This is a genomic window from Streptomyces sp. NPDC054834, from assembly GCF_053611185.1.
Genome location: NZ_JBSGZV010000009.1, coordinates 220,449 through 240,689 on the forward strand (window position 1 = coordinate 220,449; position 20,241 = coordinate 240,689).

The 20,241-nt window shown below is 72.0% G+C and carries 16 protein-coding genes; 10 read left to right on the top strand and 6 right to left on the bottom strand.

All coding sequences use genetic code 11. The features are described 5' to 3' along the window. Positions 1–3: 3 nt before the first annotated feature. Genes pcaG through pcaDC form a run of 3 tightly spaced genes read left to right on the top strand, consistent with a single transcriptional unit; the run spans position 4 to position 3,085 of the window. A complete protein-coding gene (gene pcaG, locus ACWGJM_RS15590) occupies positions 4–609 on the top strand; it encodes a protocatechuate 3,4-dioxygenase subunit alpha (protein ID WP_453412196.1) in 606 nt (201 codons plus the stop codon). Next, positions 606–1,937 (top strand): 3-carboxy-cis,cis-muconate cycloisomerase, encoded by a 1,332-nt coding sequence (pcaB, locus tag ACWGJM_RS15595; RefSeq protein WP_453412197.1) that lies wholly within the window; start codon positions 606–608, stop codon positions 1,935–1,937. The genes pcaG and pcaB overlap by 4 nt, the downstream gene beginning before the upstream one ends. Further along, positions 1,934–3,085, top strand: coding sequence for a bifunctional 3-oxoadipate enol-lactonase/4-carboxymuconolactone decarboxylase PcaDC (gene pcaDC / locus ACWGJM_RS15600; RefSeq protein ID WP_453412198.1), 1,152 nt, complete (start codon positions 1,934–1,936; stop codon positions 3,083–3,085). The genes pcaB and pcaDC overlap by 4 nt, the downstream gene beginning before the upstream one ends. 90 nt (positions 3,086–3,175) lie before the next feature. Here pcaDC and ACWGJM_RS15605 read toward each other — a convergent pair whose 3' ends face one another. After that, on the bottom strand, positions 3,176–5,860 hold the full coding sequence (locus tag ACWGJM_RS15605; protein ID WP_453412199.1) for an ATP-binding protein: 2,685 nt from the start codon (positions 5,858–5,860) through the stop codon (positions 3,176–3,178). Between the two features lie 351 nt (positions 5,861–6,211). Between ACWGJM_RS15605 and ACWGJM_RS15610 the strand changes: the two genes are divergently transcribed. Beyond that, positions 6,212–7,240 (top strand): DUF2510 domain-containing protein, encoded by a 1,029-nt coding sequence (locus ACWGJM_RS15610; protein WP_453412200.1) that lies wholly within the window; start codon positions 6,212–6,214, stop codon positions 7,238–7,240. Positions 7,241–7,394: 154 nt separating this feature from the next. Here ACWGJM_RS15610 and ACWGJM_RS15615 read toward each other — a convergent pair whose 3' ends face one another. Continuing rightward, positions 7,395–8,009, bottom strand: a complete 615-nt coding sequence (locus ACWGJM_RS15615; RefSeq protein ID WP_453412201.1) for a TetR/AcrR family transcriptional regulator C-terminal ligand-binding domain-containing protein — start codon at positions 8,007–8,009, stop codon at positions 7,395–7,397. A 229-nt stretch (positions 8,010–8,238) separates the two neighbouring features. Here ACWGJM_RS15615 and ACWGJM_RS15620 point away from each other — a divergent pair, with 229 nt between their 5' ends. Further along, positions 8,239–9,054, top strand: coding sequence for a phosphatase PAP2 family protein (locus ACWGJM_RS15620; protein ID WP_453412202.1), 816 nt, complete (start codon positions 8,239–8,241; stop codon positions 9,052–9,054). Beyond that, positions 9,051–10,019 carry a hypothetical protein gene (locus tag ACWGJM_RS15625; protein WP_453412203.1) on the top strand — a complete coding sequence of 323 codons (969 nt, stop codon included), beginning with the start codon at positions 9,051–9,053 and terminating at the stop codon, positions 10,017–10,019. The genes ACWGJM_RS15620 and ACWGJM_RS15625 overlap by 4 nt, the downstream gene beginning before the upstream one ends. A gap of 100 nt (positions 10,020–10,119) precedes the next feature. On the opposite strand, the gene ACWGJM_RS15630 is transcribed toward ACWGJM_RS15625, so the two are convergent. After that, positions 10,120–10,974 carry a phospholipid scramblase-related protein gene (locus ACWGJM_RS15630; protein ID WP_453412204.1) on the bottom strand — a complete coding sequence of 285 codons (855 nt, stop codon included), beginning with the start codon at positions 10,972–10,974 and terminating at the stop codon, positions 10,120–10,122. 66 nt (positions 10,975–11,040) lie between these two features. Beyond that, the gene (locus tag ACWGJM_RS15635; protein WP_453412205.1) at positions 11,041–13,092 is read right to left on the bottom strand and encodes a phosphocholine-specific phospholipase C; all 2,052 of its coding nucleotides are present in this window, start codon (positions 13,090–13,092) and stop codon (positions 11,041–11,043) included. Between the two features lie 814 nt (positions 13,093–13,906). Here ACWGJM_RS15635 and ACWGJM_RS15640 point away from each other — a divergent pair. The 4 genes from ACWGJM_RS15640 to ACWGJM_RS15655 all read left to right on the top strand — a co-directional run bounded on the left by ACWGJM_RS15640 (position 13,907) and on the right by ACWGJM_RS15655 (position 16,352). Further along, positions 13,907–14,032 carry a hypothetical protein gene (locus ACWGJM_RS15640; RefSeq protein ID WP_453412206.1) on the top strand — a complete coding sequence of 42 codons (126 nt, stop codon included), beginning with the start codon at positions 13,907–13,909 and terminating at the stop codon, positions 14,030–14,032. A gap of 138 nt (positions 14,033–14,170) precedes the next feature. Further along, positions 14,171–15,238: an aromatic ring-hydroxylating dioxygenase subunit alpha gene (locus ACWGJM_RS15645; RefSeq protein WP_453412207.1), complete on the top strand. Its 1,068-nt coding sequence runs from the start codon at positions 14,171–14,173 to the stop codon at positions 15,236–15,238. Then, entirely contained in the window at positions 15,235–15,420 is a 186-nt protein-coding gene (locus ACWGJM_RS15650) for a hypothetical protein (RefSeq protein ID WP_453412208.1), read from the top strand. The genes ACWGJM_RS15645 and ACWGJM_RS15650 overlap by 4 nt, the downstream gene beginning before the upstream one ends. After that, positions 15,417–16,352 (top strand): PDR/VanB family oxidoreductase, encoded by a 936-nt coding sequence (locus tag ACWGJM_RS15655; RefSeq protein ID WP_453412209.1) that lies wholly within the window; start codon positions 15,417–15,419, stop codon positions 16,350–16,352. Before ACWGJM_RS15650 ends, ACWGJM_RS15655 begins: the two co-directional genes overlap by 4 nt. Before the next feature lie 55 nt (positions 16,353–16,407). Here ACWGJM_RS15655 and ACWGJM_RS15660 read toward each other — a convergent pair whose 3' ends face one another. Further along, positions 16,408–18,549: a discoidin domain-containing protein gene (locus ACWGJM_RS15660; RefSeq protein ID WP_453412210.1), complete on the bottom strand. Its 2,142-nt coding sequence runs from the start codon at positions 18,547–18,549 to the stop codon at positions 16,408–16,410. Positions 18,550–18,615: 66 nt separating this feature from the next. Next, a complete protein-coding gene (locus ACWGJM_RS15665; RefSeq protein WP_453412211.1) occupies positions 18,616–20,205 on the bottom strand; it encodes a glycoside hydrolase family 13 protein in 1,590 nt (529 codons plus the stop codon). Positions 20,206–20,241 lie beyond the last annotated feature (36 nt).

Consider the following 20,241-nt stretch of genomic DNA (forward strand, 5'->3'; position numbering starts at 1 on the left):
GCCATGACGAAGATCGACCCCAGTCGGCCGGAGACCGTCCTGCCCACCCCCTCGCACACGGTCGGCCCCTTCTACGGATACGCGCTGCCCTTCCCCGGCGGCGGCGACATCGCCCCGCTCGGCCACCCGGACACCATCACCGTCCAGGGGTACGTGTACGACGGCGAGGGCGATCCGCTGCCGGACGCGTTCGTGGAACTGTGGGGCCCCGACCCGGACGGCCGCGTCCCGACCACCGACGGCTCCATGCGGCGCGACCCGGCCAGCGGCGGCTTCCTGGGCCGCAACGGCGTGGAGTTCACCGGCTGGGGGCGCGTCCAGACGGATGCCAACGGCCACTGGTACGCGCGCACGCTGCGGCCCGGCGCGCGCGGGCGCAGCGCCCCGTACCTGAGCGTGTGCGTGTTCGCCCGCGGCCTGCTCATGCACCTGTTCACCCGGATCTACCTCCCCGGCGACGAGACGGCCCTCGCCGCCGACCCGCTGCTCGCCGGACTGCACGCGGAGCGGCGCGGCACGCTGATCGCCGCCGACGAGGGGCACGGCACGTACCGTTTCGACATCCGCCTTCAAGGCGAAGGCGAAACGGTCTTCCTGGAGTTCCAGTGACAGCTCCCTACGCCGACACCGGCCTGCTCGCCCCCGAGTGGGCCGGTGCCGCCGCGGCCGACGCCACCAGCGACCACGCGTATCTGCTCGCGATGCTCGACGCGGAGGCCGCCCTGACCCGGGCCCAGGCCACCCTGGGGCTCGCCCCGGCGCAGGCCGCCGTGGTGGTGAGCGAGGCGGCCGACCTGGACAACTTCGGCATACGGACGCTGGCGGCACGCACCCGCGAGGGCGGGAACCCGGTCATTCCCCTGGTCGAGGAACTGACGAAGGTCGTCGGCGAGGAGTACGGGCCGTACGTCCACCGGGGCGCGACCAGCCAGGACATCATGGACACCGCCACGATGCTGGTGGCGGCGCGCACCCTGGACCTGGTCCTCGCCGACCTGGCCCGCGCGGAACAGGCGCTGGCCGTACTGGCCGCGGAGCACCGCGACACCCCGATGCCGGGCCGGACCCTGACCCAGCACGCCGTGCCCACGACGTTCGGGCTGAAGGCGGCCGGATGGCGGTCGCTCGTGCTGGACGCCCGGGACCGGGTGACGGCGGTACGGGACTCCCTGCCGGTCCAACTCGGCGGCGCCGCCGGGACGCTGGCGGCCTTCACGGCCTACGGAGCCCAGGACGCCATCGCCCTGCCCGCCGCCTACGCGGGGGAACTCGGCCTGCGCGAGCCCCTGCTGCCCTGGCACACCCTGCGCACGCCGATCGCCGACCTCGCCGGATGTCTGGCCTTCACCGCCGGGGCACTGGGAAAGATCGCGGCGGATGTGCTCACCCTGTCCCGCACCGAGATCGGCGAGGTCACCGAGGGCACCGGTGGCGGCTCCTCGGCCATGCCCCACAAGGCGAACCCGGTGCGGGCGACGCTCCTCGCCGCCGTCGCCCGGCGAGCCCCACAACTCGCGGCCACCCTGTACGGATCGCTGGCGGCCGAGGACGAGCGGCCGGCCGGGGCCTGGCACGCCGAATGGGAGCCGCTGCGGGACCTGCTGCGGATGGTGGGCGGCGCCACCCAGCACCTCGCCGAACTGGCCGGAGGGCTGCGGGTCCACCCGGACACCATGCGCGACCACCTCGGCCTCACCCACGGATTGATCGTCTCCGAGCGGCTCTCCGCCGAACTGGCCCCCCTCCTCGGCCGCGCCCGCGCGAAGGAGCTGCTCACCGAACTCGCCCGCCGGGCACACACCGAGCACCGCGATCTTCGCGAACTGCTCGCCGAAGAACCGGAGTTGAAGGACACCGACCTCGACGAGCTCACCGACCCCGCCCGCTACACCGGCTCCGCCGGAGCCCTCACCGACCGTGCCCTGGAGCGACGTTGACAAGTGCACTGCTCAGCTACCGCGCCGAGGGCCCGGTTTCCGCTCCCCCGCTGCTCCTCGGGCCCTCGCTCGGCACCTCGTACGCCCTGTGGGACGCCGTCGCCCCGGAGCTGTCGGTCACCCACCGGGTGGTCCGCTGGGACCTGCCCGGGCACGGCGGTTCGGCGGCCGACCTGATCGGACCGGGCGCCACCGTCGGCGACCTCGCCGGACTCGTGCTCGCGCTCGCCGACTCCCTCGGCATCGACCGGTTCGCATACGCCGGAGTGTCCCTCGGCGGCGCGGTGGGCCTGCATCTCGCCGTGCACCACCCCGAACGCCTGTCGTCTCTCGCCGTCATCTGCTCCTCGGCCCACTTCGGCGGCGAACAGCCGTGGCGGGAGCGGGCCGAACGGGTCCGCCGAGAAGGTCTGGAGGGGCTGGCCGAGAGCGCCGACGCCCGCTGGTTCACGCCCGGGTTCACGGTGCCGCGGCTGGTGAGCGACCACCGCAACGCCGACCCGGAGGGATACGCCGCCTGCTGCGACGCGCTGGCCGCCTTCGACCTGCGCGACCGGCTCGCCGCCATCGCCGTACCGACCCTGCTCGTCGCGGGCCGGCAGGACCCGGCGACCCCGCCCGCCCACCTGCGGGAGATCGCGGACGCCGTGCCCGACGCCACCCTGGTAGAACTCCCCGGCGCCTCCCACCTGGCGCCCGCCCAGTGCCCCGACGCCGTACTGACCGCCCTGCGCACCCACTTCGACGGGACCGCCGGGCGCGGCATGGCGGTACGGCGCGAGGTGCTCGGCGACTCCCACGTGGACCGGGCGCAGGCTCGGCAGAGCCCGCTCACCGCGCGCTTCCAGGACGTCATCTCGCGCTACGCCTGGGGCGAGATCTGGACCGACCCGACGCTCTCCCGCCGCGAACGCAGCATGATCACGCTGACGGCGCTGGTCGCGCACGGCCACTACGAGGAACTCGCGATGCATGTACGGGCGGCACGGCGCAACGGGCTCACGCCGGACGAGATCGGCGCGGTGCTGTTGCAGACGGCCGTGTACTGCGGGGTGCCCGCGGCCAACTCGGCGTTCGCCACGGCTCAGCGGGTGCTGGCGGAGGAGGAGAGGGAGAGGGAGGAGGAGAGGGAGGACGGCGTCGGCTGACGACCGTATGCAGAAAGACACCCGCGCGCAGAGGTGACGCCTGTATGCAAAAGGTGCATACAGAAAGTGCATACAAAACCCGTATGCGATCTACCGCAGCCCACGCCCCGTCTCCAACACCTCCCGCGCCCGCGCCGCCAGCCCGTCCGCCCCGCACGACCGCGCCAGCGCCAGGCCCCGGTTGAGCTCGGCGACCGAACGGGCGGCGATGCCGTACTCGACGCGGGCGGCAGCGTGTTCGTACTGGCAGGGTGAGGCCTCCAGGTAGGCGACGGCCTGGGCGGCGAGGCGGACCGCGCGCTGGCCGGTCTCCAGGGCGGCGGCGCAGCGCAGGGCCTCGCCGATGGCGGTGTCCGTGCCGAATCGCTCGGCCTGCCGGCGGGCGTCGGTGGCGAGCCGGGCGGCGCGGGCCGGGTCCTCGGTGGCGAGGGCCCGGGCGAGGTCGGCGGCCCACGGGACCATCACCGGGTTGTGGTGGCTGCGCGCGGCAGCCGCCTTCTCCGCGGCCTCCAGTTCGTTGATGCCTTCCTTCGTGCGGCCGACGGCGAGCAGCAGCCGGCCGCGTACGGATCGCGGGTCGGGCAGCACGATGGTGGACGGGTACGGCGGTGCGAACCCGTACTGTTCGGCGATCTCCCAGGCCTCCTCGGCGTGCCCTCGGGCGAGCAGCGTGTCGACCAGGTTGCACGTGGCCGTCCAGTACAGGGGCAGGCCGCGGCCGACGCGTTCGGCGAGGCGCAGCGATTCCCGCAGGGATGCCTCCGCCTCCCGGAGCCTGCCCCGCCTGCGGTGTCCCAGGCCGACGTAGGCGTGGGCCAGGGCGAGGTGGCCGCCGCTCCAGCCGGCGGTCTCGTAGGCGCGCAGGGCCTCCGTGTAGAGGGCTTCGGCGCGGTCGAGGCGGTCGGTGTAGGCGTACGCGTTGGCCAGCATCAGCAGCAGTTCGATGCCCCACTCGGTGTCGGTCCAGCCGAGTCCGGGGGCGAGGCGGCCGTTGATGAGGGCCCGGTCGCACAGTTCGGCGACCTCCTCGGCGTTCTCGCCGTGGGTCAGGGCGTCGAAACCGCGCAGGATCAGCAGGGCTCGCTCGGAGTTGTCCCGGCCGGTGCAGGTGCGGGCGAGCTCGGCGAGCTTCTCCGAGCGGCCGGGTGTGGTCGTCTCTCCGGCGTGGATGCCCTCCCACATGAAGTGCACGGCCTGCAACCGCAGTTTGGCGGGCCCCGGCTCCTGCCGGGCGGCCTCCGCCTCGACGGTGCGGACGGCCTCTTCCAGCTGGTCGTTGTGGAGCAGGGCCTGGGAGAGGCGAACGATGGCGTCGATGCGCTTGTCGCCCACGAGGCCGCGCATGGCCAGGGCGGTCTGGAGGTGGTCGATGGTGGTGGCGGGCGCGGTCAGCAGGGTGGCGCAGCCCAGTTCGTACAGTACGTGCGCGTGGACCTCGGGCAGGGGCGGCTCGACCAGGGCGCGTTCCAGGCAGCGGCGGGCCGCGTCGGGTGCGCCGACGGCGAGGTGTTCGCCGGCGGCCTCGCGCAGCTGCTCGACGAGTTCCTCGTCCTCGTCCGGGTGCACTTCCAGGAGGTGCCGGGAGGCCGCGGCGGCACCGCGGCCGGATTCGGTGACGACCTGGGCGGCGATGCCGTGCATGGCGGTGCGCATCGCGGGCGGTATGGAGTTGTAGACGGCGGTGGCGATGAGCGGGTGGACGAACTCCAGGTCGCCGTTCTCGCCGTGGGCGGCGGCGGGGTCGGGTTCGGTGAGGATGCGGGCGCCCACCAGCTGTTCGGCGCAGCGCCGGGCGTCGTCCTCGCGCATGGTGGCGAGCTGGGCGACCAGGTCGACGGTGATCCCGGCGCCGAGGATGGCCGCCGCCCAGGCGAACTTGGTCGCGTCTATGCCGAGGCCCTCCAGGCGGGCGACGAGTCCGCCGCCGCGGGCGGAACGGTTCAGGGCGCGCAGTTCACCGGCGTGGGTCTCGACCGGGTCGAACTCGCTGTCCTGCACCTTGGCGAGGAGTTCGACGGTCTCGTACGGGTTTCCGCCGGTGACGGCCCACACCTCGCGGCAGAACGGGGCGTCGGCGTGCCGGCCGAGGGTGGCGCGGGTGAGGCCGGCGGTGGCGTCGGGGGTGAGGGCGCTGAGGTTGCTGACGGGGGCGCCCGCGGCCGCGGCCACCACGTCGAGGTGGCGGGCGCTGTCGCCGCTGACCTCGCCGGGTCGGCGCGCGACGACGACCAGCACGGACAGGTCGTCGAGGCGTTCGGCGAAGGCGGCGAGCCAGCGCAGCGTCTCCTGGTCGGCCCAGTGCGCGTCGTCGATGAGCAGCACGAGGGGCCAGCACCGTTTGGCCAGCCTGCGGACGGCGGCGACGAGTCCGTCGCACACGCCCTGCGGGTCGGCGTGGCCCTCACCGGGTTCCGCTATGCCGAGGGCGGGGCCGGCGATGTCGTACCAGTCGCCGAGGTATTCGCGGGCCTCCTCGGGCAACAGGGAGACCAGCGCGGGCTGGAGCAGCTGCCGTACCACGTTGAAGGGGACGGACCTCAGCGTCTCGCCGCCGCGGGTGGACCACACGGTGCAGCCGCGGCGTTCGGCGATACGGCGGATCTCGGCCAGCAGCGCCGTCTTGCCGAGGCCCGCCTCACCCCGGAGGACCAACAGGTTCCCGGAGGACGAGCGGTCCGCGCACAGGACGTCGAGCGCCCGCGTGACGGTGGCGATCTCCGCGTCGCGCTCCCACAGGGAAGCCGAGGCGGCCACCGGGGGCCGTGCCTCCGTCATCCCGTTACCTCCCCAAGTCGCCCGAACGACGTACCGACCTCGAGCCTAGCCGTCCTGTCGGCCGGTTGGAGGCCGGTCGGCGCAGCTGTTGCCGTGACGAGTGAACGGCGGTGCGGCGGGGCGACGCCCACCGGCTCCGACCAGTGCCTATGGAGCCGACGGACGGTCAAAGGGCTGTAAAATGAGATCGGTTCGGGACGGCGCCCGCGCCGGTCGCCCTGCGATCGCCGTCCGCGGCACCGCCGGACCGGCCCGGGGTCCGGCCCGGAGTCCGGCCCGAGGTCCCGCCCGGGGCCCGCAGATGCAGGGGCCTCTCATCCGTCTTTCACCGACGCCTCATACGGTGGGGGCATGACGCAGGTGACTCCTCCCGGGTGGTACCCCGACCCCGGGCAGACAAGTGACGGTCCCGCCACCGAGCGCTGGTGGGACGGCAAGGCATGGACGGAACAGACCCGTCCCGCCGGGTCGGCCGCCGTATGGGGTCCCCCGGTGCAGACGCCGGCCGCCGGGGCATACGCGGCTTATCCGGTATATCCCGCTCATCCGCCCGCCGCTCCCCGGCGCGGGCTGCGCACGGGCATAGCGGTCGCGGTGGCTGCCGCGGTCCTCGCGAGCATCGGGGTCGGCGTGTACGCGCTCTCCGGGAACGGCGGCGACGGCGGCGGCGACCGCGCCGGGTCGCAGCAGGGCTCCGGCGGGCAGGGCGGCGGTCCCGGTGGCCAAGGCGGCTCCGAGGGTCAGGGCGGGCCGTTCGGCGGCTCGGGCGGGGGCTCGGGCAACGGCGGCTCGGGAGGCGGGCCGGGCGGTCAGTCGCCCTCGCCCGGCGAGTCCGGGGCGCCCAAGGTCAAGGGCGGCGGCACGATCAGCGACCCGGTCAACGGCATCAGCATGCAGGTACCGGACGGCTGGACCGGGGAGACGATCCTCGCGGGTGTGCAGGTGACCTCCGACGACTCGTACAAGTGCCCGGGCGAGCCCTCCAAGACCTGCACCGCCGGCGGCGCCTCCTCGGCGCCCGCACTGGCCCTCCGGACCAAGGGCGACACCGCCGAGGAGGTCGCCAAGGCGGACATCGCGGCGAACGCCAAGGCCTCCTACGGCGGTACCACCTACGGCAGCATCACCTCCCACAAGGTGCTGGCCTCCAAGGCGGTCACCGTGGCCGGGCAGAAGGGCTATCTGGTCCGCTGGCGAGCGGTCACCAGCAAGGGCGCCGACGGTTACGTCGAGTCGCTCGCCTTCCCCTCGCCCGCCCAGCCGCAGCAGATCGTCGTGGTGCGCTTCGGCATCGACGTCGGGCAGAAGGTGTCGGTCATCGACGACATCACCAAGGGGATCAAGGTGGCGTCGGGCGGCGGCAACGGGCAGAACGTCTGACCCGGCGGTCCGCCCCGGCACATGAGTCGGCCGGGTGGGGCGCCCCTCCGCTCCAGAGGAACCCCACCCGGCCGGTGGTGTGCGCCGCCCCCGTCCCCACGGTGCGGCGCAGGCAGGTCACCGTCCAGTCATCCCGTGGACGGCGGCCTGGGTCTCAGGTCAGCCCGAGTGCGGGCAGCACGGCGGCCTCCACGAACCGCAGCAGGTAGTCGGAGTCGGCGTACTGGCCGCTCAGCACGGGCCGCACGCGCAGCACGCCGAACATCATCGCGGGCACGTACTCCAGCGCCGGGTGACCGGCCCGCACCTCGCCCCGTTCGACACCGCGCCGGAGGATCTCCTGGAGCGCCGCGATCTCGGGGTCGACGAGCGTCTCGCGCAGCGCCTGCTGAAGTTCGGGGTCCTGTGTGACCGCGTGCCCGAGGGCCTGAAGCAGCCGGGTGTCCTTGCCGGACCAGTCCCCCGCGGCCCGCGCGGCCCGGCGCAGGTCCTCGGCGAGCGATCCGCTGTCGATGCCGGCGAAGCGCACCTCCCGGCTGGCGCGCAGCGCCGCCGCCACGAACTGGGGCTTGGTCTTCCACTGCCGGTAGAGCGTGGACTTGCTGCACCGCGTGCTGGCGGCGACCCCTTCCATGGTGACCGAGTCGTAGCCGCACTCGCGGATCTGCTCGAGCACGGCGTCGAAGAACTCCCGCTCACGCTCGGCCGTGATCTTGGAGCGGCGCGAGGCGGTGACCGTCTCCGGTCCGTCCGCAGCCTGCGACGTCATGTGCTCTTCTCCTCACTCGTAGCGCGGTCACTCATGTGACGCGGTCACTCCCGGTACTGCTCTGTACAGCTCCCGCACGGCGGTTCCCGCGGTTTCCGAAGCCCGTATCCAGTGTGTCCTACGTCAATCGATACGCCAGTGTACCGGTACCCAAGCGTATCGGTACACTGGCGTATCGGTACGGGGACGTATCGATTAGCCAGCACACCGTCAGCGAAGGGGCCGGGGGATGAATGCCCGAACCGCGCCTGCAGAAGCGGGGGCCGACGCGACAGCGCGGCCGCCGCTCGTCCGTGAGCTCCTGCTCGTAGCGGGGCTCTTCCTCGTCTACAAGCTGGGTCGGCAGCTGGCCACCGGCCACACCGGTCAGGCGCTGCACAACGCCCGCCGCGTGTGGGACCTGGAACGGGCCGTGCACCTGCCGGGCGAGGGCACGGTGCAGTCCGCGCTGCTGCACGGCGACACCCTGGTCCACCTGGCGAACACCTACTACGCGACCGTGCACTTCCCGGCCACCGCCGCCTTCCTGGTCTGGCTGTATCTGCGACGGCCCGCGCACTACGTCTGGGCCCGCCGGGTCCTCGCCGCGGTCACGGCCGCCGCCCTGGTGCTGCCCTTCACGTTCCCACTGGCCCCGCCGCGCATGCTGGGCGCCACCGGGCTCGTCGACACGGCGCGCGTGTATGGACCTTCTGTATACGGTCCACCGCAGACCGATCACCTCTCCAACCAGTACGCCGCGATGCCGTCGCTGCACTTCGGCTGGGCCCTGATGGTGGCCATCGGCCTGATCGTGGCGACCCGGTCGCGCCTGCGCCGGCTGTGGCTGCTGCACCCGCTGGTGACCCTGCTGGTGATCGTGGGCACGGCGAACCACTACTGGCTCGACGCGATCGTCGCGACGGCCATGCTCGGCGTGGCGCTCGCTCTGATCCACCCGCCGCACCGCGCGGCGGACGGGGCGAGTACCACACGTACACGGCGCAGCGGCCGGCGGATGCCGGTGTCCCCCGAGACGCCCGTCCTGGCCGGAGCGGGCCGATGAGCGCCGACCTGATCGCCGTCGCCCTGTCCTTGGTCTCGGCCGTCGCCTACGCCGCGGCCGCCGTCGCCCAGGAGCGCCTCGCCTCGCGCGCGTCCGGGGCGGGCCTGCTGCGGCTGCTGGGCACCGGCGCGTGGTGGTCGGCGGTCGGACTGAACGCGGGCGCCGCGCTGCTGCACGTGGTGGCCCTCAAATACGGTCCGCTGACGGTGGTCCAGCCACTGGGCGCACTCACTCTGGTCGCGGCCGTGCCGATGGGGGCGCGGGCCGCCGGGCGGCGCGTCAGCCCGGTGGAGTGGCGGGGCACCGCGTTCACGCTGATGGGGCTGGCCGCTCTGCTGGTCACCGCCTCGGGCCCGGCGCCCGAGCGGGTGCTGAGCCTGACTCAGGCGCTGGCGGTCGCCAGTACGACGGCGGCGCTGATCGGCGTGCTGGCTCGGCCCGGTGCCCGGCCGGGGCTGCGGCACGCGGCGGCGTCCGGCTTCGCCTCGGGCGTGGCGTCGGCGCTCACCCAGACGGTGACGGTGGCGGCGACCGGCGGCTCCGGAGCCGGGTTCGGCGGCGGGGTCGGCGCGGTCGTCGGGGTGGCGCTGCTCGTCGCCGCGTTCGCCACGGGCGGGCTGCTGCTGTCGCAGACGGCCTACCGGGGCGGCCTGGGCGCCCCGCTGGCGGTGGTGACCCTGGCCAACCCGGTCGCGGCCGCGGTGATCGGGCTCACCCTGCTCGGCCAGGGACTCCAGGGCGGCGCGGCCGGGGTCCTGCTGGCGCTGGCCGGGGCGGGGCTGGCCGCCTGGGGCGTGGTGCTGCTGACGAGGGCGACACCCGCGGCCCGGCCCGCCGTCGACGCCAACGACGACGACGCGGAACACCCCGTGGCGGCGGTGCTGGCGCTGGAGCCGGGCACGGCGTCGCTCGAACCGGCGTTGGTGCCACGGCAGTCGGAGCCGGGACGGCTCAGCCCGCTGTAGACGCTGTAGACGCTGTAGACACGGAGGCGGCGGCCGGTGCGTACGGAACCCCGCGCACACCGGCCGCCGCCTGCCGTCGTCTGCATACAGTAGGCGAAAATCAGCCCAGACCCCGCGAGTCCTGCTTCAGCGCGGTGTCGACGGTCAGCGCCGTCGCCACCACGAGGCTCAGCAGCGGCTCGGGCAGCTGGTAGTGGATCTGCAGAACGTAGTTGTCCGCGGTCGTGAACAGCGTCTTGGCGAGGCCTTCCCAGGTCTTGGTGATCCGGGCGACCTCGTTGTCCGCGTGGTCGACGATGGCGAAGTTCCACGCCCGCCAGTTCTCCGCCTTGATGGCGCCGACCTTCTGGCCACCGGCGTTCATCGCGAAGTTGATCTTGCCGATCATGTTCTGCTGGACGATCTCACCCACCGGCGAGCCGTCCGGGCGCTGCACGATCACCTTCGACTTGAAGATCTTGCCCGGCCGGGTCAGCAGCAACTGCGGCTGGCCGTAGGCGTCGCGGATCTCCAGCTTGTGCGTCATGAACTGGTCGAGGCTGGAGACGAAGCGAATGATCTTCTTGATGATCCCCTGACCGACCTGGACGACCGAGCCGATCTCCCTGCCGTTCTGATCCATGACCTTGTACTCGTTGGTCACCTCGATCAGCTTGGCCTTCTGATTCACCACCAGGACCGGCTCGGTGAACAGAGTGCCGCCGCCGGGGCCGCCGGCGGCGACTCCGGCCTGCTGCTGCACCTGATGCTGCACGCGGGCATCACCGGCGGCCTGCTGCGGAACGGCCGCGTGCGGGGCGGCCTGCGGCGCGGCCTGCTGGACGCCCGGCTGGGCGCCCCGCTGGTCCGGGCTGGTGTGGTCGGTCCACTGCGCACCGTCCCAGTAACGGAGCGTCTGGGGCGCACCGTGCGGATCGGGGTACCAGCCTGCAGGAGTGTTCGATTGCGTGGTCACCGGGGCACACTACCCTGAGCTGACCGGTACCTGACCAGTCCCCACGTTGCGGTATTCATCGTCCGTTTACTCCCCGGCGATCGCCGGGTCGCTGACACCGGGGTGCCCGTTCTCGACATGTCCGGCGAGCCGGCGGAGAAACGCCGGGTCGGTGTCGGACGTGACGGTGAGGTCGTACCAGCGACGGCTCGCTGCGAGGTCCACGGTGAGCCGGACGTGCGCCCCCGGCCGTACGGTGACCGTCCGCGACTGTCCGCCGTAGCCGTTGGCCAGCTTCAGCCGGGCGGTGCCGGAGCCCTGGTTGGTGAAGGTGAGCTCGATGCCGTCGCCCTTGTGCCGGGCGGTGACCTCCGCTCCCGCGGTCTTCCCGGAGCCCTTGAAGACGCGCAGGAAGCCGTTCGGGCCGTGCACGGCCAGGTCGTGGGCGCCGCCGGAGTACGCCGAGTTCCAGGTGTCGGAGACCGACTTGCCGGCCTCGGTGGTGTAACTCCAGGGGCCGTCGGTGCGGTTGCCGGAGGTGACGAGGAAGGCGGCGCCCGCGTGGGCACCGGAGGCGAAGGTGAGCGTGACCTTGCCGGTCGCCGCGTCTGCCGAAGCATCCACGAGGGGCGCGTACTTGAGCGGCCGGGTGAGCCGGTGCCCGCGCTCCTGCTTGGGCAGGGCCGGATTGGCGGGCGGGGCCGGCACGTAGTCGGGGTGGCGGTCGTGGTCCGGGGGCCGGTAGCCGTCGGTGTCCGGCAGGGCGACCGGCCGGGTGTCCGTGCGGGAGAAGTCGAACGCCGAGGTCAGGTCGCCGCAGATGGCGCGCCGCCAGGGCGAGATGTTCGGCTCGTGCACCCCGAAGCGGCGCTCCATGAACCGGATGACCGAGGTGTGGTCCATCGTCTCGGAGCAGACGTAACCGCCCTTGCTCCACGGGGAGACGACGAGCATCGGCACGCGCTGTCCCAGACCGTAGGGCCCGGCCACATGGGCGCTGTCGCCCTTGAACAGGTCGGGACCGGCGTCGACCGTCGAGATGCCCTGCGCGGCGGAGGACGGCGGGAAGGGCGGGATCACGTGGTCGAAGAAGCCGTCGTTCTCGTCGTAGGTGATGAACAGGGCCGTCTTCGCCCACACCTTCGGGTCGGCGGTGAGGGCGTCCAGGACCTGGGCGACGTACCAGGCGCCGTAGTTCGCGGGCCAGTTGGGGTGCTCGGTGAAGGCCTCGGGGGCGACGATCCAGGAGATCTGCGGCAGCTTGCCGCCCTTGACGTCGGTCTTCAGCTGGTCGAAGAAGCCCTCGCCCTTGCGGGCGTCGGTGCCGGTGCGGGCCTTGTCGTACAGCGGGTCGCCGGGCTTCGCGTCCTGGTACTGCTTGAAGTAGAGCAGGGAGTTGTCGCCGTAGTTGCCGCGGTAGGCGTCCTGGATCCAGCCCCAGGAGCCGCTCGCGTCGAGGCCGTCGCCGACGTCCTGGTATATCTTCCACGAGACCCCGGCCTTCTCCAGGCGCTCGGGGTAGGTGGTCCAGCTGTAGCCGGCCTCGTCGTTGCCGAGGACCGGGCCGCCGCCCTTGCCGTCGTTGCCGGTGTAACCCGTCCACAGGTAGTAGCGGTTCGGGTCGGTGGAACCGATGAGCGAGCAGTGGTACGCGTCGCAGATGGTGAAGGAGTCGGCGAGCGCGTAGTGGAAGGGGATGTCCTCACGCGTCAGGTACGCCATGGTCGTGGAGCCCTTGGACGGCACCCACTTGTCGTACTTGCCCTGGTCGAAGGCGGCGTGGCCGTCGTTCCAGCCGTGCGGGAGGTCCTGGATGAACGCGAGTCCCAGGTCGTCGGCGTCGGGGTGGAACGGCAGCAGGTCCTTCGTGCCGTCCGACTGGTACCACACCGGCTTGCCGTCCGGGCGGGTCACCGGACGCGGGTCACCGAAGCCGCGGACGCCTCTGAGTGAGCCGAAGTAGTGGTCGAAGGAACGGTTCTCCTGCATAAGGACGACGATGTGCTCGACGTCGTCGATCGACCCCGTGCGGTGGTTGGCGGGCAGCGCGGCGGCGCGCTGGATGCTGTTGGACAGCGCGGTGAACGCCGTGGTGGCGCCCGCGAGTTGGAAGAATCGACGCCGGTTGACTTCGGGCATGGCTGAGGGACCTCTCATCCTGGCGTACGGGATGGCCGGAACGTGACGGATGATGCGCGGTGCGAGTGTTCCAAGAGCACCGAACGTCAGGGAAGGGCCCGGTGGCGAAGATGTGACGGGCGAACGTACACGAGGCCAAGACCTCACCAAGAAGTCCCCGCGCCCGGATCCGGGCCGGAAATCGGCGGTTGGCCGAGAACATCCCTCCGCACGGAGGGGCGACGGCCACCGGCCCCGGCCCGGCCCGTCCGGTACGCGCCAATACCGCCCGACGGCCGCGCCGCACCGCCCGGCACCGCCCCGCTCCGCCGCAGCCGTCCGTCGTCCGCCGTACATCGAATACCGTGCGTGTATACAAACTACGAGCCGTCACCACGCACGCACCACATGACCTTCACCAGAGGAACACTTCCGGCCGACCTGTGAACCGGCTGTTTGCGCAGGGGCAGACGGTGCGTTCACCGTCTGCCTAGCCTCCCGGGCCATGCGATCACCTCTGATGAGACACCTCGGTCTCGCCGCCGCCCTCGCCTTCGATGACGCTCTTGCACCCTCCGGTCACGGCCCGGCCGCCCCGGCGAGGTCCACGCACGTCCAGGCCATCGCGACGGCGCCGTCGAGGACCGCGCGGTCGGCGGCCGGGGTGACGCTGCTCATCGAGAACGGCACCGTGGAGCGCCACAAGGAGCCCGGTCGGCGGCAGTTCGTCTGTCGCTGGAGGGACGACGCCTGAGTCGGCTGCCTGCGGCACATCGTCGACTCGACCACGCAACCGCGCGCCCTCGCGGAACGCGCGCAGGAGCAGGGCACGGGAATGCCGGCCGTCCAGCGGGACCGGCTGCGCCAGATGCGGGAGTACTACACCTTCATGGCCGGACACCTCGAGGCGCTGCTCTCGCAGTACGCCGCCATCCGGGAGAAGGGCACCACGGGAGCCTGAGCCGGCACACCCGGAACGGCTCGGACCGTCCTTCCGCCTGGCAGAAGCCGCCTTGCCGGCCGGCCGCAACCCTCACGAACCTGAGTCCGACCACGGCACGCGGGGCGAGGGCGCCCCGCTCTCAGGGACGGGAACGCCATGCCGCACACAACCGCCTTCGCCAGGAACCAGTGGTACGTCGCCGCCTACAGCCATGAGGTCGGCCGCGAGGAACTGCTGGGCCGGACCATTCTCGGTGAGCCGCTCGTCCTCTACCGCACCGGGGAGGAGGGCACGCCGGTGGCCCTGCACGACCGGTGCGTGCACCGCCGCTTCCCGCTGTCCGGGAGCCGGCTCGACGGCGACCGGATCGTGTGCGGGTACCACGGGTTCACCTACGACACGACCGGTACGTGCGTGTACGTGCCGGGGCAGAAGCGCGTACCGCGCACAGCACGCGTCGCCTCCTACCCGGTGGTCGAGCAGGACTGGCTGGTGTGGGTGTGGATCGGCGATGCGGCGCTCGCGGACCCGCTGACCATTCCGCGCGCCCGGCACCTCGACTCCCCCGGCTGGGTCACCGTCCGCGGCATGGAGCCGATCGACGCCGATTACGGTCTCCTCGTCGACAACCTCCTCGACCTCTCCCACGAGACGTATCTGCACGGCGGCTACATCGGCACCCCGGAGGTCGCCGAGACGCCGATCACCACGGAGGTCGACGAGGGCGCGGGCATCGTACGGGTCAGCCGGCACATGGACGACGCCGCCTGCCCGCCGTTCTACGCCCGCTCCACCGGCATCGACGGCCGGATCACCCGCTGGCAGGACATCGAGTACCACGCGCCCTGCCTCTACCTGCTGCACAGCCGCATCGCCCCGGTAGGTGTGCTGCCGGAGGCGGACGGCAGCGACCCGAACGGCTTCCACACCGAGATCACGTACGCGATCACTCCGTCCGCCGACGGTCATGTGTACGACTTCTGGATGGTCTCCCGCGACTGGGCGGTCGACGACGAGGAGGTCACCGAGTTCCTGCGGGGCAACAACCACACCGTCGTCATGCAGGACGTGGACGCGCTCAACCTGCTTCAGCGGACGCTCGGCACCGAGCGCACCGGCTACCAGGAGCTGAGCATCAACATCGACACCGGCGGCCTGGCAGCCCGCCGTATCCTCGCCCGGCTGGTCGAGGAGGGCGAGAAGCCCGTGGAGAAGGTCCAGTGACCTCGCCCGCCCGCGGGGCCGCCACCGGCGAGGTGTACCGCATCGACTGGCTGCCGGGCACCGACGTCCTGCACGGCACCTGTCACTGCGGCGCCGAGCACACCGCCCAGGATCCGGTCGCCATGTGGGAGTGGATGCTCGGCCACCCCGAAGGACACCAGCCGCGAGGAGCCGGCACATGAGTGTGTACGAAGCCGAACTCGTCGTGGCGCGGCGGGAGTCCGCCGCCGACGGCGTCCTCGCCCTCACGCTGCGCCATCCGCTGGGCGAGGAGCTGCCCGCCTGGGAGCCGGGCGCCCACGTCGACGTACTCCTCGGCCCGGACCTGGAGCGGCAGTACTCGCTGTGCGGCGATCCGGCCGACCGTGCCGTGTGGCGCGTCGCGGTGCTGCGCGAGCCGGACGGGCGGGGCGGATCGGCGTATGTGCACGAGCAGGTGGGGCCGGGCGACAAGGTGCGGGTGCGCGGGCCGCGCAACCATTTCCCGCTCCAGCCCGCGGCCCGGTACCGGTTCGTCGCCGGCGGCATCGGCATCACCCCGATCCTGCCGATGCTGGCCGCGGCCGAGGCGGCGGGCGCCGAGTGGACGCTGCTGTACGGCGGGCGGGCGCGCGGTTCCATGGCGTTCACCGGGGAGTTGGCGCGGTACGGGGACCGGGTGACGATCGCCCCGCAGGACGAGACGGGGCTGCTGGACCTCGGTCCGGTGCTCGACGGCCTGCCCGACGGCACCCTGGTCTACTGCTGCGGCCCCGGGCCGCTGCTCGACGCGGTCGAGGAGCGGTGCCCGGCCGGGGTGCTGCGTGTGGAACGGTTCCAGCCGAAGGAGCAACCGGACGGCGACGACGGCGAGTTCGAGGTGGAGCTGGCCCGAAGCGGCCGTACGCTCACGGTCCCGGCGGGTGTCTCGGTGCTCGACACCGTGCGCGCCGCGGGCGTGGAGGTGCTCTACTCCTGCACCGAGGGCACCTGCGGCACCTGCGAGACCGACGTGCTGGAGGGCACCCCCGACCACCGGGACTCGGTGCTCAGCGACGACGAACGGGCGTCCGGGGAGACCATGATGATCTGCGTGTCACGGTGCCGGGGCGGGAGGCTCGTTCTCGATCTCTGAGGCGCGACCCGGTGCGCGCCGCGCTTCCGGACGGTGAAGCGCGGCGCACCGGTGCTCACGGAGTCAGGTACGCCTCCACCTCACTGAACTGACCCGCCGGCCAGCCGGTGTTGGCGCTCACGGTCAGCCGCAGGTAGCGCAGGCTGGCGCCGCTCGGCAGGGACACGGCCGCCGTGTTGCCGGTCGCCGGGTCGAACCGGTAGCCCTGTGAACCGACCACGGTCGAGTAGTTCGAGCCGTCGGTGCTGCCGAGCACGGTGATGGTCTGGGTGCGCGCGCCCCAGGCGGCCGACGGCGGCAGTTTCAGCACCAGGCGGCGGACCGCCTGTGCGGACCCGAGGTCCACCGTCCAGGACTGCGGGAAGGCGTTGTTGGTGGACTCCCAGTAGCTGCTCGCGTCGCCGTCGACCGCCTTGCCGGGCGTGTAGACGTCCTGAGAACCGGTGGCGGTGGCCGGCCGGCCCTTGGCGAGGTTGCGGCCCGGGTCGGGGTCCGGGTTGCCCTGGCCGGGCTGGGGCCAGGTGGAGCAGTCCGACCAGGTGCTGCTCCAGCCGGAGTTGCCACCGCCGTCGGTCAGTGCGAAGGCGCCCGAGCCGGACGGATAAGGGCAGTTGTAGACGCCCGCCGCGCCGACCGAGGTGGCCGTGACGTTGCGGAAGCCGGCGGCGCCCTGGGCTTCGGCCTGGACGACGACCGTCCCGGTGTTGCGTACCGTCGCCCCGTCCACGGTGACGTTGCGGACCGGGTAGCCGTGCCCGCCGCCGGAGACGAACTCGAAGGCGCTGTACGGGCTGTCGGTGATCGTCGTGTTGGTGATGTTCACCGTGGCGTCGATGGCGCTGTCGTAGGAGTCGACGCGCAGGGCGCCCATCGGGTGGTTCCAGTTGGGGTTCATGGCGCCGGTGCGCTGAAGCGTGTTGCCGTCCACCGTGATGGTGCCGGCGAGGGGGTTGAAGGGGTCGAGGAACTTCTGGTTGGAGATCGCGATGCCGCTGCCGAGGGCGTTGGTGTCGGAGATCAGGTTGTTCTTCACGGCGATGTCGGTGCCGCCGTAGATCGCGATGCCGTTGGCGAGGTTCGGCTGCGAGATGGTGTTGTTCTCGAAGCTGCTGTTCGTGTCCGGCGCGTACAGCGACCACATGGCGAGCGAGTCGTCCCCCTGGTTGCGCAGGAAGTTGTTCCGGACGCGGACGCCCTTCGCGGTGCCGTTCAGGTTGAGTCCGTCGGCGGTGGTGTCGAGGATGCGGTTGTTCTCGACGACCAGGTTGTCGTTGTTGCCCATGAGCCACAGGCCGACCTTCATGTGCTGGATCCACATGCCGGAGACCGAGGAGTTCGGGCCGAGCGAGCCGTTGACGAAGTTGTCCGGGTTGGAGTCGACGCGTTCGGTGACCTCGCCGACGACCGCGAAGTCCTTGATGTGGACGCCTCCGGAAGAACTGGACTGGTCGATGAAGCGGGAGGTGTGCACGACGGAGTACCAGTGGCCGGCGCCCTGGAGGGTCACGTTCTGTACGCCGCTGAGCGAGGACGAAAGCCGGTAGTCGCCCGGCGGGATCCAGACCACTCCTCCCTGTGCGGCCGCGATGGCGTCCCGGAACGCCTGGGTGGAGTCGCCCTGGCCGCTGGGGTCGGCCCCCTTGGAGGTGACCGACACCGATCCGGCGGGCTGGCCGGCGGCCGCGGCGGCCTGCTCGAAGTCGGCGACGTCGACGGTGACCTGGGTGCCGGTCGACTGGAAGGCGACCTTGTCACCCGCCTGGACGTCCCGGCCGAGCAGCAGGCGGGCGTTGTCGTAGAAATGGTGGGTCCTGGCTCCGGGGATCCAGCCGGTGTCGATGTAGGAGTACTTGGAGGTGACCGGCAGGGTCTTCGCCAGCTTGGTGCCGTTGACGTACACGTCGAGCGTGCCGGACTGACCGTCCGGAACACTGTATGCAATGTTCACCGCATTGGATGCACGCGGCACGGTGAACTCGACGCGCTGCCCGGAGTCGAGTCGCACGGCCTGACGGCCGGAGGCTTCGGAGGCGAGGGTGCCCTGGGTGTAGTCGGGGCCGATCTTCGTGCCGGTGGTGGTCGCCGACTCGGCCTCGACCGAGGTGAAGGGGAGGGTGGCGCCGGCCGCCGCGTGGGCGGCGGGTACGGCCGTGGTCAGCAGACCGGCGGTGAGGGCGACGACGGTCGCGGCTGGCATGCTCCTGACACTTCTGCGCATGTGCTGATCCCTTCATGGTGGGGGTGGGGATAGCGAGGTGCGGTCTCAGGCGCGCAGCCAGACCGCCGTGTCCTTCGGCAGTCGGCCGTCGGGGTCCAACGGCGCGCTGCCGAGGAGGAGTTCGGTGTGGGCGGGGAGGCCGGCGGGCGTGTCGGCCAGGTTCACCACGCACAGGACGCCCTCGGCGCGGGTGAAGGCGAGCACCCCGTCGGGCGTGGGCAGCCAGGTGAGCGGGCCGTCGCCGAACACCGGGCGGATCCTGATCGCCTCGCGGTAGAGGGTGAGCATCGAGCCGGGATCAAGGGTCTGGCGGTCGACGGCGTACGACGACCAGCCGGCCGGCTGCGGCAGCCACGGCTCCGCACGGGAACCGAAGCCCGCGTACGGTTCCCCCGCCGCCCACGGCAGCGGCACCCGGCAGCCGTCGCGGCCGGGATCCGCGCCGCCGGAGCGGAAGTGCATCGGGTCCTCGATGCGCTCGACGGGGATCTCGGCCTCGGGCAGCCCCAGTTCCTCCCCCTGGTACAGGTACACCGATCCGGGCAGGGCCAGGGACAGCAGGGCGGCGGCGCGGGCGCGGCGGGTGCCCAGGGCGAGGTCGGTCGGGGTGCCGAAGGCCTTGGTCGCGAAGTCGAAGGCGGTGTCGTCGCGGCCGTAACGGGTGACCGTGCGCGTCACGTCGTGGTTGCAGAGCACCCAGGTGGCGGGGGCGCCGACCGGCGCGTGTTCGGCGAGCGTCTCGTCGATGGACGTCCTGAGGCGTGCTGCCTCCCAGGGGCAGGTCAGGAAGGAGAAGTTGAAGGCGGTGTGCAGTTCGTCGGGGCGCAGATAGCGGGCGAAGCGTTCGGCGTCCGGGAGCCAGACCTCCCCGACGAAGACACCGCCGTACTCGTCGGCGATCGCCCGCCAGGCCCGGTAGATGTCGTGGAGTTCGTCGCGGTCGACGTACGGGTGCGGGTCGCGGCCCTCGGTGAAGTCCGGCAGTCGGGGGTCCTTGACCAGCAGGGCGGCGGAGTCGATGCGGACGCCGGCCACACCCCGTTCGAACCAGAACCGCAGGATGTCCTCGTGCTCCCGGCGGACGGCCGGGTGGGCCCAGTTGAGGTCGGGCTGCTCGGGTGCGAACAGGTGGAGGTACCAGTCGCCGTCGTCGACGCGGGTCCAGGCGGGACCGCCGAACTGCGACCGCCAGTCGTTGGGCGGCAGTTCGCCGCGGTCGCCGCGTCCGGGGCGGAAGTGGAACAGGGCCCGTTCGGGGCCGCCGGTGAGGGCCTGGCGGAACCAGACGTGCTGGTCGGATACGTGGTTGGGGACGATGTCGACGATGGTGCGGATGCCGAGTTCGCGGGCCTCCACGATCAGCTTCTCCGCCTCGGCGAGTGTGCCGAAGGCCGGGTCGATCGCGCGGTAGTCGGCGACGTCGTAGCCGCCGTCCTTCATGGGTGACAGGTACCAGGGCGTGAACCACAGGGCGTCGACGCCGAGTTCGGCGAGGTACGGGAGCCGGGCGCGGACGCCGGCGAGGTCCCCGGTGCCGTCGCCGTCGCCGTCCGCGAAGCTGCGGACGTACACCTGGTGGATGACGGCGGAGCGCCACCACTGGTCGGGGGTCCGGGCATGGCTGGGCTGTCCCACGGTGCTTGCCTTTCTGTCTCGGTCAGGAGGGCGGCG